The following is a 24,979-nucleotide window of genomic DNA, read 5'->3' as shown; positions in this document are numbered from 1 at the left end:
CCTTTCTCATCTTGCTACTTGATGCCAGCTCGTAATCTCATACTGATAGCCTTGTTCAACGAGAAATAGTTGCCGTTTCAACGCAAAATCCTGTTCCTTCGTGTCTGAACTGACTAGTGAATAAAAGACAGCTGTGTTTTCGCCGTTCCTTTTGGGTCTGAGAATACGCCCGAGTCGCTGGGCTTCTTCTTGCCTTGAGCCATAGCTGCCGGAAACCTGTATGGCGATCGCCGCATCCGGGAGATCTACCGCAAAGTTAGCTACCTTCGACACGATCAGGAGCGGAAGCTGCCCCTTTTTGAATCGCTCATAGAGCTCCTCACGGCGTTCATGTGGCATGCTGCCGCATATCATAGGTGCTCCTGTATGGGCCGCGATTTGTTCGAGCTGATCGATATATTGACCGATAATTAACGTTGGCTCTTCGGGATGAAGCTTCAGTAAGTGATCGATGACTTCTAGCTTAGCTACATTCTCTCCTGCGATGCGGAACTGATGTCTTGCGCCTAAGGCACTGTAACGATCACGGTCAAGCGAAGACAGCGGTACGCGTACTTCTTGGCAGGTTACCTTCGCTAGCCAGCCCATCGTCTCTAGCTGCTTCCACGCCATGTCATATTTCTTAGGCCCGACCAAAGAAAATACATCCCCTTCTAAGCCATCCTCCCTGATCAGCGTCGCAGTTAATCCGAGTCTACGTGTAGCTTGAATGTCAGCTGTCGCCCGGAAAACAGGGGCAGGTAGAAGATGAACCTCATCATAAATGATGAGCCCCCATTCCCTCTCACTAAACAACCGCAAGTGCGAGAACTCGGCCTCCTTACTCCCCCGATGAGTTAGGATTTGATACGTGGCAATGGTGATCGGTCGAATCTCCTTCGTGGTGCCATTATACTCGCCTACCTGATCGCTCGTTAGGCCAGTCTTACTCAGTATTTCGCGTTTCCATTGCTTCACTGAAGTGACATTGGACGTAAGGATCAGCGTCGCGCAGCTTGCCTTCGCCATGGCTGCGATGCCCACCACCGTCTTTCCTGCTCCGCAAGGAAGCACGAGAACACCACTCCCATCGTGACCTACCTGTTGGAAAGCTTCTACAGCTTGCTTTTGATAGTCACGTAATTGGAAAGGCTCATCCGCTTGGTCATCTTCTCGCCATGGAATTTTCAAGAATTCACCGCTGCGATACGAAGCCAAATCCTCTACTGGATAGCCGAGTTTCATCAACTCTTGCTTCAAAATCCCGCGATAATTCGGTGATATGGCAATAGCCCGTTCACCACGGGTGTCCTTCAGATATGTTTGTAATGATTCATACGCACAAATTTCTTTGAAAACGACCGTATCCTCGCTTACTAAAAAAAGCTCATTCCCCACATGCAGCATACGAAGAATCCCATACCGCTTCGTATATTTGCGAATCGTGCTTAGAACAGAAGAAGGGACACCGAATTTGGCATTTTGCTGTAAGCAAGCCGTCATTTCTTCCAATCCCATACCTGCTGCAGCCGCATTCCATAAAGACAACGGTGTGACCCGATAGGTGTGAAGATGCTCCGGGCTTTTAACTAAATCCGCAAAACGAGCCAGCTTGCTCTGGAGCCTTTCAAATTCAGGATGATTCGTTTCGAGGAGGATAGATAAATCACTCTGAATAATCAGAGGTCTTGAAGGATCCATAGTCAATCGTGTACTCCCTCCTTTTTCATTAGTATGAAGGGAAAGTACTTGATTTAAACATGGACTCCATGCTAACGTATCTCAAAAGAGTTCGTAAACCGCGATAAACAGGGTGGTAAGAACCGCTAACAGTGACACCCAACGCACAATAATGCCAGAACGAAGAACCATTTTCTCCTCTTTCGTGTACCAATGTGCTTTCCTCGAGCGCTCTTCAACTTCTTTCACATGAGACTCGAATTTTTTCTCTATGTCGTATAAGTTCCACATGGTCATTCCCCCCATCCTTTGGTTGGAATTGATTTTAACATGGCAGGAAGTACCAGAGTTATCTACAATAAATGATCGTTTCAATCGAAAATAGTGATGGTTGAGGAGTGCATGCTTATGGATCTTACGTTATACAAAACACTGCTCGAAGTAGCTAAATGGCAGAACTTTACGAAAGCTTCGGAAAAATTGGGCTATGCCCAGTCCAGTGTAACCTCACAGATTCAGAAGCTCGAGATCGAATACGGGGTCGAAATCTTTGAACGCATCGATAAAAAGATGAAGCCGACGCCTGGGGGAGAAATTTTACTGCGGTACGCTGCGAAGATTTTGAAGCTATACGAAGAATCTAAAATCAATGTGGCCGGTCAAACAACAGGAAGCTTCATGATCGGTACACACGAAACAACACTCTTCTCCTATATGCTGCCTCCGTTCCTTGGGACTTTCAAAAAGTGCTTTCCGAACATTACGATCACCATCAATGAATTAGTGGAAAATGATACCTCACGCGCACTGAAGGCAGGCGAATGTGATTTAGGGTTTATCGTCGATCGGGAGATCAGTGACCCCGACTTGATATATAGGACAATACAAGAAGAGGAATTCGTGATTGTGGCGGCAACTGACCATCCCTTAGCCGCGAAATCTGCTATCGTCCCAGAGGATCTTAATGGCTCTGAAATCCTCATGTCGATCTCGGGAGGACGCTGCCGGAAATTATTCGAAACGATGCTTCACAAGCACAATGTGCAGTATACACTCACTTATGAGATCAATAATTATGAAACCATTAAGAAGTGTGCCATGTACGGGCTGGGACTCTGCTTACTCCCGAAAACAACCGTTACGACAGAAACACAAAACGGGCAGCTAGCGATTTTACCGCTCCACTACCCGAATTTTAAATTACATGTGCAATTATGCTATCATGCCAAACGACAATTATCCGTGCCATTGAAAAATTTCATCCAATTGATGTGCGAAACTACTCCACACGAACGGCTTTCTCTTGGGCAAGCAAACACAACTCAGCCGCTTTAAACGTATGTGCTTGTGTCATAGCCGTCTCCGTACGGTGAATGCAATCCAAGATCAACTGACCGAAGAAAGGAAAGCCTACTTGTCCATGAAGACTGTAGTGCTTTTCTCCTTGTTGGTTGACCAAGTATAGCTGATCTCCCTGTGGATCGCGAGCGATATCGATATACTTACGCAGCTCGATATAGCCTTCTGTACCAAGGATCAACGTACGCCCATCTCCCCATGTCCCCAAGCCACTTGGTGTCAGCCAGTCTACGCGGAAATAGTTCGTTGCCCCATTGTCCCCAATCAGTGTCGCATCACCGAAATCCTCAAGCTCCGGATAATCCTTCGCATGATAATTTGCAACCTTGCTGCTTACCACTGTCGCATCCTTACAGCCTGCATAGAAGAGGAACTGCTCAATTTGATGGCTTCCGATGTCGCACAGAATGCCGCCATATTTGTCCTTCTCGAAAAACCAGTCCGGACGGCTTGGGGCATTCAAGCGATGAGGCCCAAGACCAATGACCTGAAGAACGCGACCAATCGCGCCCTCTTCGATCAACTGACCCGCGAACACGGCACTTTCCACGTGAAGTCGCTCACTGTAGTAAACGGCGTATTTACGGCCCGTTGTTTCAACTACAGCCTTAGCTGCAGCAAGTTGCTCCAAGGAGGTAAATGGCGTTTTATCTGTAAAATAGTCTTTGCCATGCTGCATTGCGCGAATCCCTAACGGACCGCGTTCAGAAGGAACAGATGCGGAAGCAATTAGCTTCACTTCAGGGTCATTGAAGATTTCATCTTCGGAAGCTGCAACCTTAGCCTGAGGGAACTTCGCAACAAATGCGGCAACTTTCGCCGGATCTTGATCATACACCCATTTCAGCTCTGCGCCTGCTTCTAGAAGTCCATTACTCATGCCATAAATATGGCCGTGATCCAGCGCGATAACCGCGAAAGTGAACTCCCCTTTTTGAACAACAAGGTTCGGTTTCCCTTTTGGAGCATAATTCATGCCATCATTTTTTTGCATTTCGAATTTCCCCCATGATCTTAGACATCAAGTGTTTTGAAGCTGCCAGCCTCTTTATTGTTTTTGGAGTTTTTGATTTTATCTTCCAGATGCTGTTCGAAAAGATCTTCATCGATCGGCAGGTCAACCCAGTTGTCTGTGAATGTTGACAGCATGATCGCATTGGAAATCATTAAACCTTTAATGCCTTCTGCTCCCGGAGCAATCAATGGTGTTCCGTGTAGAATCGCATCGACAAAGTTCTGTGTGATTCCCATGTGGCCCGTTTCCGTGCCCTCAACAGGAATTTCACATTTCCAGCATTCCGGTTGACCGAAGCCGCCTTTGTACGTTTCATTGAATTCTCTTTCCGATACGCGTAGACGCCAGAACGTCAATTTACCGTCTTCAATCACGATTTTACCGCGATCGCCTGACAATTCGAAACGATTCGTTCCCGGCGCTTCACCCGTCGTAGTCACGAACAGGCCAGTAGCGCCATTTTCATACTCAACAAATGCAGTTACATCGTCTTCGACTTCGATATTACGGTGTTTACCGAAATAACAGAAGGCGCGAACGCGCTTCGGTATCATGTCAATCGTCCACTGCCAGAGATCCAGCTGGTGCGGATCTTGATTAATCAGTACGCCGCCGCCTTCACCAGCCCAAGTTGCACGCCAGCCGCCTGAATCGTAATAGCTTTGTGATCTATACCAGTTCGTGATAATCCAGTTCGTTCTGCGAATTTCACCAAGTTCGCCAGAAGAAACCAGATCCTTTAGCTTTTTATATAAAGGATTTGTGCGTTGGTTGTACATCATGCTGAATACTTTACCTGAAGCTTCTGCCGCTTCATTCATTTGACGCACTTGTTTGGTATACACGCCTGCTGGCTTCTCACAAATAACATGTAGGCCCGCTTGGAATGCTCGTACAGCTGTTTCAGGGTGATCATAGTGAGGTGTTGCAATCAAAACCCCGTCAATGAGGCCTGAGACCAGAAAATCGTCAAGATTGTCAAACAATTGGACGCCTTCACCTAAGTTTTCTTTTGCCCACTCCAGACGATCTGCTCTCGGTTCACAAATAGCCGTGAGTACGCCGCCCTTCACTTCATTTTTCACCAAATATTTGGCATGTCCGGTTCCCATGTTCCCCAGACCTACGATACCAATCCTTACTTTATCCACTGTACGTCACCTTTTTCTTGTCAGATTCACAATTATTGAGCACGTTTTCACTTTAGCATATTTACAGAGATGCATCTTGTCGCAGATTGACTACCTTATTGCGAACTTTGACAGTTGCATTCGAACAAGACAGAGTTTACTGAGTGGATGCTGGTAATTGGATAAGTACCGTAGTTCCAACACCAAGCTTACTTTGATAGCAAATTAAACCATGGTGTTCTTCAATGATAGTGAAGCTCACCATCATCCCAAGCCCTGTCCCTTTTTCCTTCGTCGTGTAAAAAGGTTCCCCTATCCGTGGCAGTCTCTCCTCCGAGATGCCTTGTCCTTGATCCGTAAATTCTAATACGACGCCTTTCCCTTGTTTTTGTGCTGTTATGGTCAAGGTGCCGCCAGTAGACATCGCCTCAATCGCATTTTTGATAACGTTCACAAAAACTTGCTTTATTTGATTTCGCTCACATTTGACCGCCGGAAGAACTGGAGAAGCATGAAGAATAATCTCGACATTATTCATGATCGCTTCCGTGTTTAACAGCTGAATCACTTCTTCGAGAATCGTTAATGGATCGTGCGGCATATAAGCAACGGCCTGTGGTTTGGCAAGAATCAGAAGCTCGCCTAGAATCAGCTCAATGCGATTAAACTCTTCTTGCATAATGTGATAATAACGCAATTTACTTTCTTCATTCGCGTGACACATCAGCTTAACAAAGCCCTTAAGTGCCGTTAATGGATTACGAATCTCATGAGCGATACCTGCAGCCAATTGCCCTGCAACATGTAATTTCTCTGTTTTGCGGAGCAGTTCTTCCGTCTGTTTCTGCAGCGTGATGTCCTGTACCGTGCCAAATAGACGTAAGGCTCTCCCCCATTCGTCATACGATGTCCTCGCTAGCGTATGTAAAATGCGCACATCGTCACCAATCACGATTCGATAAACGAGATCTAACGTTCCTCCATGAAGAGCCTCTTTTAAAGCTGTTTTCATTTTGCTGACGTCATCGGGATGAATGGTTTGAAAAAGAATTTCCAATGGCACCTGTTGCTCAGCATCTGGGCATCCAAATAACGATGTCAGCTCATCTGAGATATAGACAAGATTGCTGATTATATCCCAATCATAATGCCCCAAACCTGCGATTTCTTGCGCAATTTCTAACTTCGCTTTACTTCGAATGAGCTCTGACTCAATTTGCTTATGTATCGTGATATCATGGACGAGCCCGCGTACAGCCATTCGACCCCCGTCTAAGAACACTCGCTCGATTTGTGAACGTAAATGACGGACTTCCCCATCCTGACGTACGATCCTGTATTCTATATCTGACATGCCGAGCAGAACTGCTTGATCAATGGCAAGCACTACTTTCTCACGATCATCAAACAAGATGGGTTCAACCGCTTTACTCAAATCAATCCATAAAGCTGGCTCAAGACCATATATCCGGAACATCTCTTCCGACCACATGATGGAATCCTCTTCTAAAACTCGTTCAAAGCTACCGAATTGACCTAAACGTTGAGCTTGTATGAATCGTTCTTCAACAATCTTGCGTTCAGATATATCTCGCCAAACTCCTAATTTCTGACTGCGCTTACCCTGTGCGTCCAATAACCACTTGAAATTGTTTTCGAACCATACGTACCATCCCTGCTTGTGAAGGAAACGACAAGTTATTATTCCTTGGTCATTCGACATATACTCTTTGTCATTCACGAAAATTTTCTTAAGAACATCAATATCCTCAGGATGGCAAAAAGCTAGTACATTGGAACCGTACATATCCTCAAGTTCATAGCCTAGAAGATTTTTGACCGAAGGAGAAACGTAAAGTAGAATACCATCCTCGGCAGTTATGGTGATGAGATCTTGTACGTAGTCTGAATACTTTTGATACAGATCGGTTTCAATTGCGAAATGGTTTGCGAACATCTCTGTTGCACGAAAAATAATATGTAAGTTGTCACCAATTGGGTAGGCATTTACATGAATCCATTGATTAGATGGCCTCACATATTCCTTAAAAGCAATTTCTTTACCCTCTCTCCGAGCTTGCTGAAATTGACTAAACGTGGCATGTCGGATCGCCGCGGGAAACTCGGTCCACGCCATTTTACCTAGAAGTTCTTCAGGTGATCGATTTAAAACACTTGCCCCATAGTCGTTTGCGTATATAAAATGCCAGTTTGAATCTAGAATGATTATACCAATGGAAGCGTTGTCTTCAAACTTGTTCATCTTTCGTATACGTACCCCCTTCACCCAGTTCGCTATTATTATCGCTTACTTGGATGCACCTCGTAAAGCGAATTAGATAAAAAAAGCAGCTTCCCCTCAAAATTGGGAATAGCTGCTTATGGATTGAAACTGATTTACTTAATGACTGCCCACAAGTGTCTGATCTTGTGAAATTCGGCTTAATGCTTCTCCAGCCTCATCTTCAAAATTGCCTCGAATCGCCAAATCGCCTATAGCAACGATACCAACAAGTTTACCATTTTCGATAACGGGTAACCGCCTAATTTGATTTTGAGCCATGACTTTCGCGGCTTCCTCAACAGACGTATCTGGATTAACGGTGGTCATATTTTTCGTCATTACGGTTTCAACACCGGTTGAACCAGAATGCTTTTCGGCATAGCCTCGAATAACAAGATCTCGGTCCGTCACTCCGCCTATAAACTTCTCCCCATCGAGAACCGCAACGAATCCAATATCGTGCTGCTTCATTTTCAAGGCAATTTCAAATACATTATCCAGCAGGGTAACACTCACGCAATCTTTACTCATTATTTCTTTGACTTTTTTGTCGGGCAACTCCATCATCCTCCTTGGCGTCATGTTGTGCAACAAATTATTGCTACACTAGCATTCTCCAAAGAAGCGAAGACATTCATGCCATATAATCCAAGGCCATAGACAGCAGCAATTTTGCCGCGTTTAGCATCGATCTTTCATCAATGTCGAACTTCGAATGGTGATGTGGATACACAATACCGGCCTCGACATTTCCAGCTCCCACAAACATGAAACAACCAGGTTTCTCTTGCAAATAATAGGAAAAGTCTTCTCCGGCCATAATAAGAGGAGATTCATGTACTGCCTCTTCGCCGAACAACGCTGCGCCTACTCGAAAGAATCGTTCTGCTTCGCTGGTGTCATTGATCACCGTCGGATAGCCTAGTTTATACGCCATCTCGTACGTTGCTTGAGACATGTCACAAGTCGCCTGTACAATTCTCTCGATCCGCGCACTCACATCTTGTCTTAGCTCCGGATTAAAGGTACGTACGGTTCCATTGAGCACACTTGTTTCAGCGATTACATTGAAGCTGGTACCACCATGGAAAGAGCCAACGCTAACGACACAAGGTTCAACAGGGTCTACTTGGCGACTCACAATGGATTGTAAATTGACGACTAATTGGGAGGCCACATACACACTATCAATGGTTTGGTGAGGCAAACCACCGTGTCCGCCTTTTCCTTGTATACGGATCGTAAATTCATCTGGCGCAGCCATGAAAGCCCCAGAACGCGTATAAACATGTCCCACCGGGAAAGGTGTCCATAAGTGAACGCCGAACACGGCGTCTACGCCATCAAGCGCTCCTGCTTTAATCATCGAGTCAGCGCCGCCAGGGGAAATTTCTTCTGCATGCTGGAACAGAAAAACCAAATTCCCTTTGAGTTCCGCCCGATGCAGGCTGGCTACCTTAGCAATTCCGAGCAAAGTTGATGTATGTGCATCATGTCCACAGGCATGCATTATCCCGTTCTTAGTTGATGTATAGCCACAATTCTTCTCATCTTGAATCGGAAGAGCGTCCATGTCTGCACGAAGAGCAACCGTCGGTCCCTCGCCGCTGCCGCGGAGCAAACCGACAACGCCATTTCCTCCTACGCCTGTACGCACATCTATGTCCCAGCTAAGCAAATGCTTCGTGACGAACTCTGCTGTCTGGTATTCATGGTAGGAAAGCTCAGGATTTTGATGTAAATAACGTCTCCAGCCCACCATTTCTTCATATATGGCTTGGAGATCTTCATGAAAATGGTTCATAAGATACATCCACCTCCTGTCCTCGATCACTTACTTTTATCTAAAATGATGTCTTGGAACCTATTCTATCAAATATCCACCATGGTTTCATCTCTAAAGTGCCATCAAATATTAGAATTTACAAACGTTAATCGACTTGCAGAACCATTAGAAACATACTATCATGAGAAAAGAATGCATACGTACAATATGGAGGCGTTAAAATTGATTATTGAAGCAACTGGTTTAAAAGGCCTAAAAAGCGATTTGGCTCACTTGGACGAAGTAACAACTAAACTTGGTTTCGTTCGCTGGCAGTGGGAGTACACCCGTGCTACTTACGATTTTAAAATGGAAGATAAAGCAAGTAAGGCTGTCTATTTCTTACGTGTAAATGCACGGGTAGAAACGGGTAAGCTCGAATCTCCTTATGCCGTGTTATACCTAGAAGAAGCATACATAGGAAAAGAAACATTCCCACATGGCTTAGATTACAATTCTCCAATCCCAGAGAATGTACTGAAAATTTCCAAACAGAAATTAGATCAACTGCAACAATTATTAGCAGACTAGGCGCGGTACCAGCATGAATCCCCCTCGAAGAGGAACGCCGGATTTTCTGCTGCTCTTATTAACCTTTGTACTGGTCTGTTTTGGTTTGGTCATGGTGTTCAGTGCAAGTTCGATGACAAGCGCCTATCGGTGGGACGATCCCTGGTTCTTTACTAGAAAGCAGCTATTTGCTGTCGGAATCGGTACAGCTCTCATGCTGTTTGGTATGAATCTCCACTATACGAAATTAAAAAAGCTCGTTATCCCTGTCTTCTTCATCGTTGTGCTCGGTTTAATTTTCGTAATCTTCACAAGTAAAGCGAATGGTGCGAGCAGTTGGTACTCACTTGGAAGATACGGCATTCAGCCGACAGAGTTTGCCAAATTAATTGTTATTCTCTATTTAGCTTCTCTGATCAGCAATAAAGAAGAAAAATTTCGGAATTTTCGCAAAGGCTTGCTCCCTGCTATCTTTATTGTTGGCTTTGTTTGCGGCTTGATCCTCTTACAGCCTGATTTTGGATCCTGTATGATACTATTGACGTGTTCAGCCATTGTGATCATGGTAGGCGGCTCAAATCTGAAGCACATTTTCTTTATCTGTGCTATTCTTACAGTCGTTCTAAGTATAGCTGGGCTTCTGTATTTCCTCTTAGGCGATACGGATTCTAACTATAGGATTCATCGGTTAACGTCCTTTCTAGATCCTTTCGCTGATCCGCAAGGCTCAGGCTTGCAAGTTGTACAATCCTTATATGCATTCGGACATGGCGGATTAACCGGTGCTGGATTTGGACAAGGTATTCAGAAGCTTCACTATTTGCCGGAAGCACATAATGATTTTATTTTTGCTATTATTGGCGAAGAACTCGGATTCATTGGCAGTTCCTTATTCCTACTCATTTACCTGCTCTTCATTTGGCGAGGTATTCTGATTGCGGTCCGCTGTCCTGATATGTTTGGTATGTTAGCCGGGGTAGGAATTATGGTCATGTTCGCCATTCAAGCCTTTATCAATATCGGCGGCGTAACAGGTACCATTCCACTTACAGGCGTAACGCTTCCGTTCATCTCGGCAGGAGGTTCCTCCATGATGGTCTCTCTAGCCAGTATGGGAGTCATTCTTGGGATCTCACGCGAACAATCCCAGAAAGAGTTCCCTTCTACACAAAAAGCACAGAAAAAAAGACCCTTATCGACAAGACATTGAACGTCGAAAGGGTCTTTTTCTCAACTCTTACTTTACTCGCAGCTGCTCTTCCGTTTCCTCTTCTGTAAATGCGACACCTTCTACCTTCACATTTACTTCAACCACAGTTAAGCCCGTCATATTTTCAACAGCTTCCCGCACATTCTCCTGGAGATCCCTGCATACATCCTGGATACGGGAACCGTATTTAACGATAACTCGCAAATCGATCGCTGCTTCAACTTGGCCAACCTCAACGGAGACGCCGCGTTGCACATTTTTACCACTCAGACGCTTAGCTAAGCCCTCCGAGATGCCGCCAGACATGCCTGCTATGCCTGCTGTTTCCAAGGCCGCTAGACCTGCAATTGTCGATACTACGTCATCAGAAATTCGAATTAAGCCAGTTTGATTGTCTTCGGACATACGGATCACTCCCTAAACTTGGTATAAATCTATTGTAATAAGAACAAAAGCTTAAAGCAAGAACTGCCTGCTCGTCCTCATTTTAATTTACATTAGCGCAGAAAGTGGGTATATTAAAAAGAAGTTAAAAAGTTCCAATATATGAGAGTCGGAGGGTTTCCATTGAAAGGAAAATTGTTCTACCTAGGGTTGCTGGTTTCTTTCGTTGCAGCTGGTGCCGTGCATTACATGCACCTGAATGCGACGCTGCAATTCATTATCGCTTGCATAGCCGTTATTTTTGTGGCTGGGTTCTTAGGGAAAGCAACAGAAAGTGTTGCTCATTATGCGGGAGATCGCATGGGCGGCTTCCTCAATGCCACATTTGGGAATGCAGCCGAACTCATCATCGCTTTCTTTCTAGTGCGAGATGGCCTATACGATGTCGTCAAGGCGAGTCTCACAGGCGCCATTATCGGAAATTTGTTGCTTGTTCTTGGATTGAGCATATTCGCAGGCGGCCTCAAATTCAAAGAACAATCCTTTAACATTAAACTCGCTTCACACAATTCCTCACTGATGATTCTTGGTGTTGTCGCACTCTTCATTCCTGCTATTTTCACCGGCGGTTTGACCACCAAAGAAACATCCTCTATGAGTATGATCGTAGCGATTATCCTCATTGTAGCCTATCTGCTCTGGCTGTTTTTCTCGATGGTCACTCACAAAAATGTGCTTTCCGATGAAGCCATTGAACACGGTGAGGCGGCATGGTCCAAAGGATTGTCGATTATCTTCCTAGTCGTGGCTACCGTCATGGTTGCCCTTACGAGTGAATGGTTAGTGGGTACATTGGAAGAAGTCACCCATAAGTTTGGGCTATCTGAACTATTTGTCGGTGCGTTCCTTATTGCCATTATCGGCAATGCCGCTGAGCATAGTGCCGCTGTTATGATGGCCATGAAAAATAAAATGGGAGCAGCCGTTGAAATTGCGATTGGGAGCTCCTTGCAGATTGCTTTGTTCGTCGCACCTGTGCTTATCCTGCTAAGCTTCTTCATTAGCGGTACACCCATGAACATTGTGTTCTCCACCTATGAAATCGCAGCAATTGGTGTAGCGGTGTTCATCACCAAGTCCATCACGCAGGATGGATCAACGAACTGGTATGAAGGTCTTCTCCTCCTGTTCGTCTACATCATCCTAGGTGTCGTATTCTTCCTCGTTTAATTGCATGTACCGAAACAAAAAAAGTAACCCCTCGGGGTTACTTTTTATTGTTTAACGCTTCATACAGCTGCGCAAGATTACGTTCAAGCTTATTGAGAATTTGTTTGCCTGGCAATTCGGAGATGAGTCCCGCTCGAATGGCAAAATCAATTTCCCGCGATAGTCCGTACATTTGCGTATCTAATACCTCTTCGTATAGAGGACATTGACGTGTCGTCAAGTTTTCCATCTGTACTTCGATCAGCTTTTCGATTTTATCTGCATCTTCTTGAAGAAGATTAAGCGCCTTTTGATTCATATCCAGAAATAAATCAGATGAAGACATTCCCAACTTCCCCCTATACGCAAAGTCATCCGTCCTTATATGATCTATATTAAGCGAAATTGCCGTAATATACAAGAGAAGGTACCCTCAGAGATTCTGAGAATACCTTCACTTAGGATTTAAACTATTCTTGAACGACGTTTACACCCAAATTGTGCTTTGCAAATACTTCAGCCATAGCAGCTTTCGCTTCTTCAGCATCTGGACCATGAACATGCAAATCATAGTTGCTGGAGCTAAGTAGTGTCGTAAACAATCCAAGAATACTTTTTACATCGATATACTTATTGTCGTATTGAAGAACGATGGATGATCTGAATTTATTCGCTGTTTGGGAAATCTCAACAATTGCTGCATTATTAGCACTTGGCATATTTCATTCCTCCATTATAGTCGCGTATGAGTTGTTCGTCTTACTTCCTCTATGATAACTTGGAATAGTAAGGGAAAGCAACTACAAAATTTCCTGCATTCTCCATGTAAGCCCTTTATTTCGTCTTTGGCGCTAGCGCTCTCTTCACACTATTTCCAAGGAACAGTAATAGCACTAATATCCCTAGCAATAGAAGTAATCTCCCCTTATACCTCTGGAAATGAAACAGATCATGAGCGATCATCGATTCTAGAAAAACAATAGGAAACTTCCCTAATAATGTGCCCCATAAAAAATGACGGAATCTCATTCGAGTTAGACCCGCCGAGAAGTTAATGGCAGAAGACGGTAGAATCGGAATCAAACGTCCAATCAGCACATAGAAAAAACCATGCCGCTCCATTCGCTTACTAAATTGTGTAACTAACGGAAAACGCTCCAGTTTCTTTTCTACCCAAGCATGTCCATAATAACGCGCAAAATAAAAGGAAGCGATTGCTCCTAAGCACGACATTACATAGTTCACAAGAAATCCCATCTTAATCCCAAATATCGCAACGTTGGTACCCGCTACAAGAACGAACGGAATAAACGGAAAGAACGTTTGGAAGAAAATCAAGCTCATTCCAATTATTTTACCAGGCCAGCCGATGTCTCTTAAATGTTCGGCCAATTGCCGCATGTTGCTATGTGCCAGTTTAATGCCTACAGGATTAAAGAAGAAGAAATAAAGCAAGCCAACGAGCCCAATAAAAATAAAGATAAGCAGTCCTATACGTTTACTTTTTAGTGCCGACAAAATTCGACCATCCTCCCTTAGACCAAATCATTGTAACATGTTACAAGAGGTTCAGGAAGAGTAAACTAGTGATCGTCACCCAACGATTTTTCTCAAAGTTCTTTGGCATAAGTTAATCTCGATACTCACTTCAGTTTTCACCACTTTACCAAGTATTATGGAAAAACCTCTTCCCAGGCAATTCAAGGATGAACGACCGCGTTTGGAGGCAAGTGTTAGAGCCATTGAGAAACTATGTTCAGAGGCCAAATATGGCTTTCTAATGCGGTTTTAAAAAAGCACTTGTCCGAAGACAAGTACTTGAATCACTTAACCGATTTGAATTTGATTACGGCCATTATGTTTGGCCTGGTAAAGAGCCATATCTGCTCTATAGAAGAGTGATTCCACGCTAATTTTATCTTCTTCCCAATTCCAATCCGATACGCCGCAGGATACCGTAACTTGTGGATGCGTCTCCTCCATCACGCTCCTGCGAATACGCTCAGCAATCCGAATCGCTTGATCCTTAGAAACTTGAGGTAAATAGACGGCAAGCTCTTCTCCGCCCCATCTAGCCGCGATATCATTTTCTCTAATACTGGACTTAATGATCTGGCTAACATGGATTAGGATCTTGTCTCCAATTTGGTGACCGTACGTGTCATTTACCTTCTTGAAATTGTCAATATCTACAACAATCAGAGATCCACAGAAATCTTTCTTCTGCATCAGATTAGCCTGTTCATCCAAATAATGCCGGGCATAGAGCCCCGTTAAATTATCCGTAATTACCATCCGCTTCACTTCTGCGTGCAAAGAGGCGTTCGTCATAGCTAGTCCAATATGGCTAGAAAGTACCTGCAATAGCTTGTAATTGTCATATGAGAAAAAGTTCGGTAAACGATGTACGATGAGGATGACACCTTCTACATTGCCGTTAACCAGGATCGGCGATCCGATCAATGACCGTGAATTCGTTCGTTGCATTAAGCTAGAGCTTACTTTGTCATTATTCCAATAGTCGGAGATAATGATTGGCTCCTTAGACGAATAGATCAGACCTGAGAATCCTTCGTCCAGCGTAAATGTCTCATGAAACATGGCAGGTAAGTTCGTCGCTTGAACGATTAATTGATCACTATCTTTCGAATTTTGCAGGATACAGCTATAATCAGCACCAAAGATGCTTAAAATTTCACTCGAAGCTGAATTGAAAATCTCATTTAGACGTAAACTTTGATTAAGCTGCTTCGTAATTTCATTAATCAGTCGCAGTTCGTTAATCATCAGATTGGATTGTTCATATAATTTCGCATTTTCAAATGCGGTGCCCGCTGAGTCCGCTAGCAGCGAAATGAATTGCAAATCAGAAGCATCTATCGACTCATCTCTAAATTCCATGTACAGAACACCATACACGCCCTGCTTTCCTGATAAGGGGGCTGCGATATGACCTGAGCTCGAACCGCTCCCCATCGTAGATGGTTCACAGATAACTTGACCTTCCATGAATGCTCGCGTTCGAATATCCGATTCTGTTCGTTGAAAATTCAATGGCTTCACAGCTAGATTCGTAGAATCGTTATCTTGTGAAAGCAATAAATCAACACGCATGTTAGGGTATACACGGCCCATGCACTCAATAACTTCTGTCAACACAGAATGAACATCGATCTTCGCAAGCAGCCTCTTAGAAGCTTCGAAAAGAATAACGTGCTTCTTGGATTCTATTTCCTTCAGATGGTGAAGGTTATTGAGACGATCATACTTTCTACGTTCCTCAACAATCAGCATGGAACTTTGAAAGGATAGCGCAAGACTATATAGCAATTGTGCTAAATCTTCCATATTTAGATTAAATTGGGTAAATAGTCCTAAATAAAATTGTACATTGCCTTGATTGTCTCTAACTGGTGTGACCGCAGCAAGACATGATTTGAGCTCACGCACATGCCATTCATCGCCATCCATAAACTGCACATTGTCTGCATTGCCACTGCGAGCAAATGGATTATCTCCACGTTCCTCAACCTTCCAAGAGGTACCTGGTTCCAAGTACTTGTCAATCGTCGGCGTGTCATTTGAGCAAGAGTCAATCACGCACAGGTGCTCATTTACGCACAGTAGAGCCGTTTGTCGAGGAAGCATGTTAGATCCGAATTGATGATTCCAGCTATCAAAGGCGTGATGTAAAATTAGGTTCGACTGCGAACCCGCGTAAGAAAAGTTGCCAGAAAGTATAAAGCCTTGCCGAAGAAACACATTAATGTGTTCTGCACGACTATGCTTTTGTATACTGCGAAGTTCACTCATAGGCTCTCCTTCACTTTCTAACAATAGTCCTGAAGTACCAAATTACTCTTACTATCTCTATCATACTATTTTTTTTCACCTATTGCACGATATTTTCCTCTCATTGGGACGATGAGAGACTTGACACTTGCCACTGTTTTTAATAAAATTAGAAGTCGAGTAACACCATGATTTCGGTGAATGCCATTTGTGATCACCCTCACTGCTTTTGCTCCTGACAAGACAGCGGCTGAACTACTCTTGACAGGGAATCACATTATGATTCGTAAGCAAAATCGGGCACTTGTCTTCACCCTGACATCTAGATGCTATTTACTAAACTAATTGTCATGAGAAGGAGTTTTCCCTAAATGTCACGTTATACAGGACCTAAATTTAAATTAAGCCGTCGTGTTGGTATTTCCTTGAGTGGTAACGGTAAAGACTTGAAACGCCCATTCCCTCCAGGTCAACATGGCCCAGGACAACGTAAAAAAATGAGCGGTTACGGCGTACAATTGAATGAGAAGCAAAAACTTCGTCATATGTACGGTTTGAACGAAAAGCAATTCCGCAACTTGTTCGACAAAGCTTCCAAGCTTAAAGGTATTGCCGGTGAGAACTTCATGGTATTGCTTGAAAGCCGCCTAGACAACTTGGTTTACCGTCTTGGTCTTTCCAACTCCCGTGCAGGCGCACGTCAACTGGTTGCTCATGGTCACGTGACTGTGAATGGCAAAAAAGTTGATATCGCATCTTACATCGTATCCACTGGTGATGTGATTTCACTTCGTGAAAGAAGCAAAGGCCTTTCCACTGTGAAAGAAGCTCTTGCTAACCGTAACTACCTTCCAACTTACCTTGAGTTTAACGACGCAAGCGTAGAAGGTAAATACATCCGTTTACCAGAACGTTCCGAGCTCCCACAAGAAATTGACGAGAAACAAATCGTCGAGTTCTACAGCCGTTAATAAAAGCAACCCCCTTAGGGATTTCCCTAAGGGGGTTATTTTTTGCATAAATGGTTAAGCAAATTTAACAAGGAAGTAATTCTTTTTACCGCGGCGAATAATGAGATAGGAATCTCCAAGCCGGCCTAATTGCTTAGCTGTCACTTCAAGCTCCGTTACCTTAACGCCATTCACCGTAACTGCTCCGCTCTCAATGTCTTGTCGTGCCTGACGTTTGGACGGCGCAGCACCTACAGAAATAAGGAGATCAATTACAGCGACATCATCTTCCTCTAATGTAGTCGAAGGTACGTCCTTGAATGCTTCTTCAATTTCAGTACGTGACAGTGATTGAATATCCCCACTGAACAGAGCAGCAGTAATGTTAAGTGCACTCTCTAGTGCTTCTCCCCCATGCACCAACTTCGTCACTTCTCGAGCTAACACTTTCTGAGCTTCTCTCTTCTCTGGCTGAGCTTGTACTTCAGCTTCAAGCCGTTCAATTTCCTCTTGGGATTCAAAAGTGAAATATTTCAAGAATCGAATCACATCGTTATCAGCTGTACCTAACCAGAATTGGTAGAACTGGTAAGGTGATGTTTTATTCGCATCCAGCCAAATCGCTCCGCCTTCTGTTTTACCAAACTTCTGACCATCACTTTTCGTAACAAGCGGCAACGTGACACCGAAAGCGCGTCGATCGGTCGATTTGCCAATAAGCTCAAGTCCTGCAGTTATATTCCCCCATTGATCGCTTCCACCAATTTGAACCGAACAATTCTTCGTTTCATTCAACTTCAAGAAATCATAGGATTGAAGAATCATGTAACTGAATTCCGTAAACGAAATCCCTTTCGTAATACGGGAATCTACCGAATCTTTAGCCAACATGTAGTTCACTGTAAAGTTTTTGCCCACATCTCGTAGGAATTCAATTACGTTCAGTGAGCCTAACCAATCGTAATTGTTCACCAATTCCGCACTATTTTCAATTTCTGTTGAGAAATCAAGGAAACGAGAAAGTTGGTTTTTAATACTTTGCGACCATGCCTCAACCACCTCTGGACCGTTCAGCGTGCGTTCGTTCGCTTTACCACTCGGATCGCCAATTAGCCCAGTTCCACCGCCAACTAACGCTAACGGAATATGACCAGCAAGTTGGAAACGTCTCAAGGTTAAAATAGGCAACAAACTGCCGATATGCAAGCTATCCGCTGTCGGATCAAAACCACAATACAGGACGACGCGCTCTTCGTTTAACTTTTTATCCAAACCTTCTCGATCTGTAATTTGATGCAGCAATCCACGAAACTCTAAATCCTTCAAAATGCTCATGTTCATCCATCCTTTGTTCATATTAAGTAGTACATTTACATACAAAAAAGCCTTCTTATCCCAAAGGGACGAGAAGACTTGACTCGCGGTACCACCCTAATTAAAACAGACGTTACGTACATCTATAACCAAAGTCGTAGGTACGGCGTGCTATTTTCACTCAAGAACCGGTAACGGGGTTTAATCGGTAAATACTACTTGTGCAGGCATTCCTGCAGGTTCCCACATACTGCTCAAGACCGTAATTCACTAACCTGCAGGTACCGGTTCGCACCCTCCACCGGCTCTCTGAAAGCATCCACAAGCTACCTACTGCTGATCCATCTACGCATTTGTACAAGTTATAACACAGGATTCTGATCCTTGTCAAACCTTCAATCGAACCTTTCTCCCTTCATCATTACCGCAAAAGGTGCAATTATGGTATACTATTAGGGTTCATGTAAGGAGGATATTGGAACTTATGCGCAATTTTTTCGCGAAATGGAATCGCCCCTGGGTTAGAACAACACTCAAAGTAACTGGGATTACCTTAAAATGGGCCATCATCTGTGTCTTTTTGGCTGGCCTTCTTGGTGGATCCGCCGCTTTCGGATATGTTAGTGCACTTGTTAAGAAGGATCCCATCCGAAGCGAAGAATCGATTCGCCAACAAATGCAAGAAAATGCGATCACGGGATTCGCCTATTTCAATGACGATGCTGTTATTGGGCAATTACGGACAGAAGAAGATCGACGGCTTGCACAGCTTGACGACATCCCGCAAGTCCTGTTAGACGCGGTCCTCGCCATTGAAGACAAAGATTTCTACAATCATCGCGGCATCGATTTCCGCGGGCTCTACCGGGCTGTCACTCAGAAATTGCTTAATGAAGATGTGCAAACCGGCGGCAGTACAATCACTCAGCAGCTGGCTCGGCGCGTTTTTCTTACCTTAGATCGAGACGACGGCCGAAAAGCGAGAGAGTTGCTGCTCGCATTACGAATGGAACGCATGATGTCGAAGGATGAAATTTTGCTTGCCTATTTAAACAAAATCCCTTACGGCAACGGAGCAACAGGCTATAACCTATATGGCATTAAAGCTGCTGCCAAAGGTTTGTTCAACATTGACGATTTGGACAAATTGAACATTGCGCAAGCCGCGTATTTAGCTGGATTACCACAATCCCCTTCTCAATACTCCGCATTCACTAGTAAGCCTGCTTTCGATGAGGAAGGCTACAAGAAAGCGGTAGCACGTCAACAATTAGTATTGAAGCGGATGTTGGAAGAGAACAAAATTACAAGTGATCAATATCAAGATGCCCTGAAATTCGATTTGAAAGCATCGATGCCAGCAGCGGCTCAAAAGGCTTACACAACGTACCCTTATCTAATGATCGAAACCGAACAGGAAGCTGCAGAAATCTTATTGAAGATTCAGCATCCTGAACTTGATCAGAAGACGAACCAAACCGCTTATAATGAAGCACTCAAAAACATACATACACAGCTATTACGCGGTGGGTATCAAATTTACACGACCATTGATAAAACTATTTATGATTCCATGCGTGAAATTTCAAACAATGAAAAGAATTTCGCGCCAACGGATGAGAAAAAAGGTGGTATCGAGCAAGTTGGAGCCATTATGATTGACTCTAAAACGGGTGCAATCAAGGGTATGATCGAAGGCCGTGACTTTTTCGATGAGCAGCTGAATCATGCGACCCAAGCTTACAGACAACCTGGATCAACGATGAAACCAATTGCTGCTTACATTCCTGCTCTTGAGAAAGGTGTCTTGCAACCTGCAAGCATCGTGGATGATATTCCGATTATTCTAAAAGACGGGGTAAAAGGCTTCCATCTTCCTGAAAACTGGGATCACAAGTTCCATGGTCTAATGACAGCTCGAAGAGCCTTGAATCAGTCCTATAACATCCCAGCCATCGACGTGTTTCTCAACAAGGTGGGCATTACGCAAGCATGGGACTTTGCTAAGAAGCTCGGCATTACGTCACTTACCAAAGAAGACAATACGGCGCAAACAGGTGTTATTGGCGGTTTAAGCCGTGGAACCTCGGTCAAAGAATTGACCGGAGCTTATGCGTCCATCCCGAATAATGGTGTTTTTAATGCCCCTTACTTAATTCGTGAAATCAAAGATTCAAATGGCAAAACGATATATGCACATGAACAGACGCCGACAACGGTATACTCACCGCAGAGCGCTTACCTCATTACAGATATGATGAAAACTGTCGTGAGTCAAGGTACAGCGACTGATCTTATGAAGAAATTTAAATCGTATGGCAAAATCGAAATCTCTGGAAAAACAGGATCAACGCAAGATGATGCTGACGCCTGGTTCATGGGCTTTACCCCAGATGTAACGGTAGGCGTGTGGATAGGTTATGATCAACCGATTAATAAATTGTCATCCAAAACACTGCAAACGTACCATGCCAAAGATATCTGGGCACTCATCATGAACAAAACAATCGAACAAAAACCAGAGCTTTTTCCGAATAAGAAATTCACTAAGCCTGATGGCATCGTTTCAGCAACGGTCTCCAGCTTATCAGGTATGCTGCCGAGTGAACTTACAACAAGCTCGGATCATCTTGTGACTGACATTTTCAACAAAAAGTATTTACCAACCGAAACCGATAATGTCATGGTTAAGATGAAAATCAGCTCGTTAAATGGACTCAATTATGTGGCGCAAGATAACACGCCAGCTGATTTCGTGCAAGAGAAGGTCGTTATCAAACGACAAAAATCAATCACCCAATTATTAAAAGAAATCGATGCTGCCATGCAGAAACTTCCTGAGAAAAGCAGAAAGCCACTCGATTTCTATAAGCCTGAAGATTACGACGTCGATGCACCAGCCGATGTCGATCCGCGGGTTGATGATGGCAAGGTACCACCAGCACCAAACAACGTTGTGACCGTCAGAACTGGCGATGTAGCGACGATCACCTTCCAACCGAACACAGATGCAGATATTGTTGGTTATCGGATTTATCGGTCAGATAACCACGGCAAGTTCCAACTCATGGGAGGCAAAGTCGTACTTGCAGGTACTGAAGCAAAATTTGTTGATCAGCTGCAAACGGCAAGTCTAACAGGATACTACGTAACCGCGGTTGATGTGGCAGGCAAAGAATCTGTACCAAGCCGGTCCTCTTATACCGATGGAAGCACCTTAGATTCGTTGCTAATTCCAGGTGTTGACAGCAATGGCCATCCTTTGCCGGATCTTACGAATCCCTCACCTGGGACTACGAATGGCGGAACTGGCACAGGCAATGGCAAACCGGTAGCAAAAGATGCTCCCGCTGCTCCAACCGGCATTAAAGCAAAGGCAGAAGACGCTTCACTCCTACTCACCTGGAAAGCGAATGATGCCAAAGACAAGGTTAAACAATATGTGGTTTACTTTAGCGACAAAGAAAAAGGAACATATATGAAGCTAGGGACCGTCGAGAATGGAACTGAATTTCATTACTATGCGGCTGCCTTTAATGGTTATTATAAAATAACAGCCATCAATGATGCCGGTGAGTCTAAGTTCTCTGCTACGATTGCTTATAATAATTAAAATGTGTTGAGGAAGAATCCGGCGGCTACTGCCGGGTTCTTTTTTTGCTACACAAAAAAGCTTCCTCAACACCACAGAGGGTGCAAAGAAAGCTTTCAAAAAATTAATCTTCAATTGTCGATAAGTCACCCGTCGGCAAGTTAAGCTCCCATGCTTTGAGAACACGGCGCATAATCTTCCCACTGCGTGTCTTAGGCAGTTTATCTTTAAATTCAATTTCGCGAGGAGCCGCATGAGCAGAAAGACCTTCCTTCACGAACTTAGAAATTTCTGCCTTTAGTTCATCTGAAGCAACGAAGCCTTCACGCAGCGCAATGAATGCTTTGATGATTTCTCCGCGCATAGGGTCTGGTTTCCCAATAACCCCTGCTTCAGCAACCGCAGGATGCTCAACAAGCTTGCTTTCTACTTCAAATGGACCTACGCGCTCACCCGCAGTGTTAATCACGTCATCCACGCGACCTTGGAACCAGAAGTAGCCATCCTCGTCCTGATAGGCAGAATCTCCTGAAACGTACCAGCCTGTTAAACGGAAGTACTCTTCATACTTAGAAGGATTGTTCCAAATTTTGCGCATCATCGATGGCCAAGGTGTTTTGATTGCAAGGTTCCCCATTCGATTCGGAGGCAGAACGTTCCCAGCGTCATCTATAATAGCCGCATCAACACCTGGAATTGGACGACCCATGGAGCCTGGTTTTATCGTCATGGAAGGATAGTTACAAATCAATTGTCCACCTGTCTCAGTCATCCACCAAGTATCGTGAATACGTTGGTTGTAGACCTTCATTCCCCAACGAACAACTTCTGGATTTAAGGGCTCTCCCACGCTTAACACGTGACGAAGTGCAGACAAATCATACCCAGCCGACACATCGTCGCCAGCGCCCATCAACATGCGGAAAGCAGTTGGCGCACTATACCAAACGGTTACTTTATATTTTTGAAGTGTATTGTACCAATCCTGTGGACTGAAGCGTCCTCCGCGGATCACATTCGTCGCGCCATTCAACCATGGAGCAAAGATCCCATAGGACGTCCCAGTCACCCAACCTGGATCAGCCGTACACCAATAGATGTCATCTTCTTTCAGATCAAGGACAATTTGTCCCGTATAATAGTGCTGCAGCATCGCATTTTGAACGTGGAATACACCTTTCGGCTTCCCTGTTGATCCAGATGTATAATGAATAATTAATCCATCCTCACGGTCCAACCATTCGATTTCAAGCTCTGTGGAAGCGCTCGCCATTTCTTTATGGTAATCCACTTGTCCTTCACCAAGCTCAATGTTCTCCCCAACGAGGATCACATGCTTCAAGTGAGGAAGTTCATTGTAAGGCACACGCGATAGCTGGCTAGGTGTCGTAATAATCGCAACAGCCTCACTATCCTCCAAACGGTCTCTAACCGCTGTTTCCATGAACGCTTCAAAAAGCGGGCCAACAACTGCGCCTACTTTAAGTGATCCAAGTAAAGAATAATACAGTTCCGGTGTTCTAGGCATGAAAATGAAAACTCTTTCACCTTTGCCAATGCCTAAGCCTCTAAGCACATTACCGAATTGATTGGATCTCTCTTTCATTTGCCCAAATGTAATTGCTTCATCTCGCGTGCTGTCGCTGTAGTATAAAGCGATTTTATCCTTCTTCGCGCCTTCTGCATGGCGGTCAATGGCTTCATATGCCATATTCACTTTGCCTGTTTCGTACCAGGAAAAGCTTTTCTCGATGTCTGTCCAATCAAATGTCGCATGTGTTTGTTCGTAATTTTCCATGTTAGGATTAAGGGATACTGATTCAATGAGTTCGTCTTTCATTTGATCCATAAACGTAAAACCCTCCTCACGAGATAAACCGCTTTCACTTTACTGATGAATTCGAGCAAAATGTGATCGATTTTTGACATGTTCTATTATAACATACTCAGAATATTTCGCCTATGTTTAAGTTTTACTATGATTTCAAACGAAAGTTTGGTATATAAATACTATGAATCTAACTAAAGGAAACGCCTATCATGTTGTTTTTTAGAAGGAGAGCCAAGGTTATGCAGCATATCAAAATCTACCACTCACAAAGCTTGCGCACTGCTCCCGATCAACCTGAAATAATTATTGAGGGCCCCGTTCCACCCGAAAAACTGCAGGAACTCACGATGCACGCGAAACTCGACGCCTTTCGTCGACCCAAGGAACAACTCGAAGCACTTATCGAGATCTCGGGGTTGCCTGAAGGCCGGATCATTCTCGCTCGGGATGGCACAACCATTGTTGGCTACGTCACCTTCCATTATGCGGACGAAATTGAACGTTGGTCACAGGGTAATATGAAGGATCTAATTGAGCTCGGCGCCATTGAGGTCGCAGATGATTACAGATCGATTGGGTTAGGCAAAAAGATGATCCAACTCGCATTTGAAAGTGATCAAATGGAAAATGTGATTTGCTTCACAACGGAATATTACTGGCATTGGGATTTGGAAACGAGCAAATTAACGGTTTGGGAATATCGTCAGATGATGGAAAAGCTCATGAAAAGTGTTGATATGGTCTGGTTTGCGACCGACGATCCGGAAATATGCTCGCATCCCGCCAACTGTCTCATGGTGAGAATCGGGAAACAAGTACCCATTTCCTCGATCGAACAGTTCGATCGTGTTCGTTTTCAGCAGCGTTTTATGTATTAGCTCCAGGAGACGAAGTCCGTCGCCAGTACTTCAAACG

General features: G+C 44.2%; 21 protein-coding genes and 1 other annotated feature. Of the genes, 7 read left to right on the top strand and 14 right to left on the bottom strand.

Going from position 1 to position 24,979, the window contains the following annotated elements; translation table 11 throughout:
- Positions 1 to 6: 6 nt before the first annotated feature.
- Together AC58P7_RS07820 and AC58P7_RS07815 are read right to left on the bottom strand one after the other, a co-directional pair.
- The gene (locus AC58P7_RS07820) at positions 7 to 1,680 is read right to left on the bottom strand and encodes a DNA repair helicase XPB (RefSeq protein ID WP_497341574.1); all 1,674 of its coding nucleotides are present in this window, start codon (positions 1,678 to 1,680) and stop codon (positions 7 to 9) included.
- Between the two features lie 81 nt (positions 1,681 to 1,761).
- On the bottom strand, positions 1,762 to 1,950 hold the full coding sequence (locus AC58P7_RS07815) for a hypothetical protein (RefSeq protein ID WP_497341481.1): 189 nt from the start codon (positions 1,948 to 1,950) through the stop codon (positions 1,762 to 1,764).
- A gap of 117 nt (positions 1,951 to 2,067) precedes the next feature.
- Between AC58P7_RS07815 and AC58P7_RS07810 the strand changes: the two genes are divergently transcribed.
- Complete coding sequence (locus tag AC58P7_RS07810) at positions 2,068 to 2,994, top strand: LysR family transcriptional regulator (RefSeq protein ID WP_497341479.1); 927 nt, start codon at positions 2,068 to 2,070, stop codon at positions 2,992 to 2,994.
- Here AC58P7_RS07810 and AC58P7_RS07805 read toward each other — a convergent pair.
- From AC58P7_RS07805 to AC58P7_RS07785, 5 genes are all read right to left on the bottom strand, one after another.
- Positions 2,939 to 4,012, bottom strand: coding sequence for a Gfo/Idh/MocA family protein (locus AC58P7_RS07805; RefSeq protein ID WP_497341477.1), 1,074 nt, complete (start codon positions 4,010 to 4,012; stop codon positions 2,939 to 2,941). The two genes, AC58P7_RS07810 and AC58P7_RS07805, sit on opposite strands and share 56 nt — an antisense overlap.
- Positions 4,013 to 4,032: 20 nt before the next feature.
- Complete coding sequence (locus tag AC58P7_RS07800) at positions 4,033 to 5,184, bottom strand: Gfo/Idh/MocA family protein (protein ID WP_497341475.1); 1,152 nt, start codon at positions 5,182 to 5,184, stop codon at positions 4,033 to 4,035.
- 136 nt (positions 5,185 to 5,320) lie between these two features.
- The gene (locus AC58P7_RS07795) at positions 5,321 to 7,426 is read right to left on the bottom strand and encodes a PAS domain-containing protein (RefSeq protein WP_497341473.1); all 2,106 of its coding nucleotides are present in this window, start codon (positions 7,424 to 7,426) and stop codon (positions 5,321 to 5,323) included.
- 138 nt (positions 7,427 to 7,564) lie between these two features.
- Positions 7,565 to 7,978, bottom strand: coding sequence for a CBS domain-containing protein (locus tag AC58P7_RS07790; RefSeq protein WP_497341572.1), 414 nt, complete (start codon positions 7,976 to 7,978; stop codon positions 7,565 to 7,567).
- A gap of 103 nt (positions 7,979 to 8,081) precedes the next feature.
- Positions 8,082 to 9,251, bottom strand: coding sequence for an amidohydrolase (locus AC58P7_RS07785; RefSeq protein WP_497341471.1), 1,170 nt, complete (start codon positions 9,249 to 9,251; stop codon positions 8,082 to 8,084).
- Between the two features lie 204 nt (positions 9,252 to 9,455).
- Here AC58P7_RS07785 and AC58P7_RS07780 point away from each other — a divergent pair, with 204 nt between their 5' ends.
- Positions 9,456 to 9,803 (top strand): YugN family protein, encoded by a 348-nt coding sequence (locus AC58P7_RS07780; protein ID WP_056612435.1) that lies wholly within the window; start codon positions 9,456 to 9,458, stop codon positions 9,801 to 9,803.
- A gap of 13 nt (positions 9,804 to 9,816) precedes the next feature.
- Entirely contained in the window at positions 9,817 to 10,992 is a 1,176-nt protein-coding gene (ftsW, locus tag AC58P7_RS07775) for a putative lipid II flippase FtsW (RefSeq protein ID WP_497341469.1), read from the top strand.
- A gap of 27 nt (positions 10,993 to 11,019) precedes the next feature.
- On the opposite strand, the gene AC58P7_RS07770 is transcribed toward ftsW, so the two are convergent.
- Positions 11,020 to 11,397: an Asp23/Gls24 family envelope stress response protein gene (locus tag AC58P7_RS07770; protein WP_497341467.1), complete on the bottom strand. Its 378-nt coding sequence runs from the start codon at positions 11,395 to 11,397 to the stop codon at positions 11,020 to 11,022.
- Between the two features lie 162 nt (positions 11,398 to 11,559).
- Between AC58P7_RS07770 and cax the strand changes: the two genes are divergently transcribed.
- Positions 11,560 to 12,606: a calcium/proton exchanger gene (cax, locus tag AC58P7_RS07765; RefSeq protein ID WP_497341465.1), complete on the top strand. Its 1,047-nt coding sequence runs from the start codon at positions 11,560 to 11,562 to the stop codon at positions 12,604 to 12,606.
- Positions 12,607 to 12,643: 37 nt separating this feature from the next.
- Here the strand turns inward: cax and AC58P7_RS07760 are convergent, their stop codons facing one another.
- The 4 genes from AC58P7_RS07760 to AC58P7_RS07745 all read right to left on the bottom strand — a co-directional run bounded on the left by AC58P7_RS07760 (position 12,644) and on the right by AC58P7_RS07745 (position 16,398).
- Positions 12,644 to 12,931: an Fpa/YlaN family protein gene (locus tag AC58P7_RS07760; RefSeq protein WP_497341463.1), complete on the bottom strand. Its 288-nt coding sequence runs from the start codon at positions 12,929 to 12,931 to the stop codon at positions 12,644 to 12,646.
- Between the two features lie 124 nt (positions 12,932 to 13,055).
- Entirely contained in the window at positions 13,056 to 13,304 is a 249-nt protein-coding gene (locus AC58P7_RS07755; protein ID WP_497341461.1) for an HPr family phosphocarrier protein, read from the bottom strand.
- 115 nt (positions 13,305 to 13,419) lie between these two features.
- Positions 13,420 to 14,103: a TVP38/TMEM64 family protein gene (locus AC58P7_RS07750; protein ID WP_497341459.1), complete on the bottom strand. Its 684-nt coding sequence runs from the start codon at positions 14,101 to 14,103 to the stop codon at positions 13,420 to 13,422.
- Positions 14,104 to 14,412: 309 nt separating this feature from the next.
- Positions 14,413 to 16,398 (bottom strand): diguanylate cyclase, encoded by a 1,986-nt coding sequence (locus tag AC58P7_RS07745; protein WP_497341457.1) that lies wholly within the window; start codon positions 16,396 to 16,398, stop codon positions 14,413 to 14,415.
- 350 nt (positions 16,399 to 16,748) lie between these two features.
- Here AC58P7_RS07745 and rpsD point away from each other — a divergent pair, with 350 nt between their 5' ends.
- Entirely contained in the window at positions 16,749 to 17,348 is a 600-nt protein-coding gene (rpsD, locus tag AC58P7_RS07740) for a 30S ribosomal protein S4 (protein WP_056612460.1), read from the top strand.
- 54 nt (positions 17,349 to 17,402) lie between these two features.
- On the opposite strand, the gene tyrS is transcribed toward rpsD, so the two are convergent.
- On the bottom strand, positions 17,403 to 18,662 hold the full coding sequence (gene tyrS, locus AC58P7_RS07735) for a tyrosine--tRNA ligase (protein WP_497341455.1): 1,260 nt from the start codon (positions 18,660 to 18,662) through the stop codon (positions 17,403 to 17,405).
- 61 nt (positions 18,663 to 18,723) lie between these two features.
- Positions 18,724 to 18,998: a binding site (T-box leader), on the bottom strand.
- 127 nt (positions 18,999 to 19,125) lie between these two features.
- On the opposite strand from tyrS, the gene AC58P7_RS07730 reads away from it, so the two are divergent.
- Positions 19,126 to 22,254: a transglycosylase domain-containing protein gene (locus AC58P7_RS07730; protein ID WP_497341453.1), complete on the top strand. Its 3,129-nt coding sequence runs from the start codon at positions 19,126 to 19,128 to the stop codon at positions 22,252 to 22,254.
- A gap of 103 nt (positions 22,255 to 22,357) precedes the next feature.
- Here AC58P7_RS07730 and acsA read toward each other — a convergent pair whose 3' ends face one another.
- Positions 22,358 to 24,082: an acetate--CoA ligase gene (gene acsA / locus AC58P7_RS07725; protein ID WP_497341451.1), complete on the bottom strand. Its 1,725-nt coding sequence runs from the start codon at positions 24,080 to 24,082 to the stop codon at positions 22,358 to 22,360.
- Between the two features lie 221 nt (positions 24,083 to 24,303).
- Here acsA and AC58P7_RS07720 point away from each other — a divergent pair, with 221 nt between their 5' ends.
- The gene (locus AC58P7_RS07720; protein ID WP_497341449.1) at positions 24,304 to 24,942 is read left to right on the top strand and encodes a GNAT family N-acetyltransferase; all 639 of its coding nucleotides are present in this window, start codon (positions 24,304 to 24,306) and stop codon (positions 24,940 to 24,942) included.
- The last annotated feature ends 37 nt before the right edge of the window (positions 24,943 to 24,979 follow it).

The organism is Paenibacillus sp. J22FR5 (genome assembly GCF_059691975.1).
Note: the sequence above shows the minus strand (reverse complement) of the source record. Positions and strands in the feature narration are given on the sequence as shown.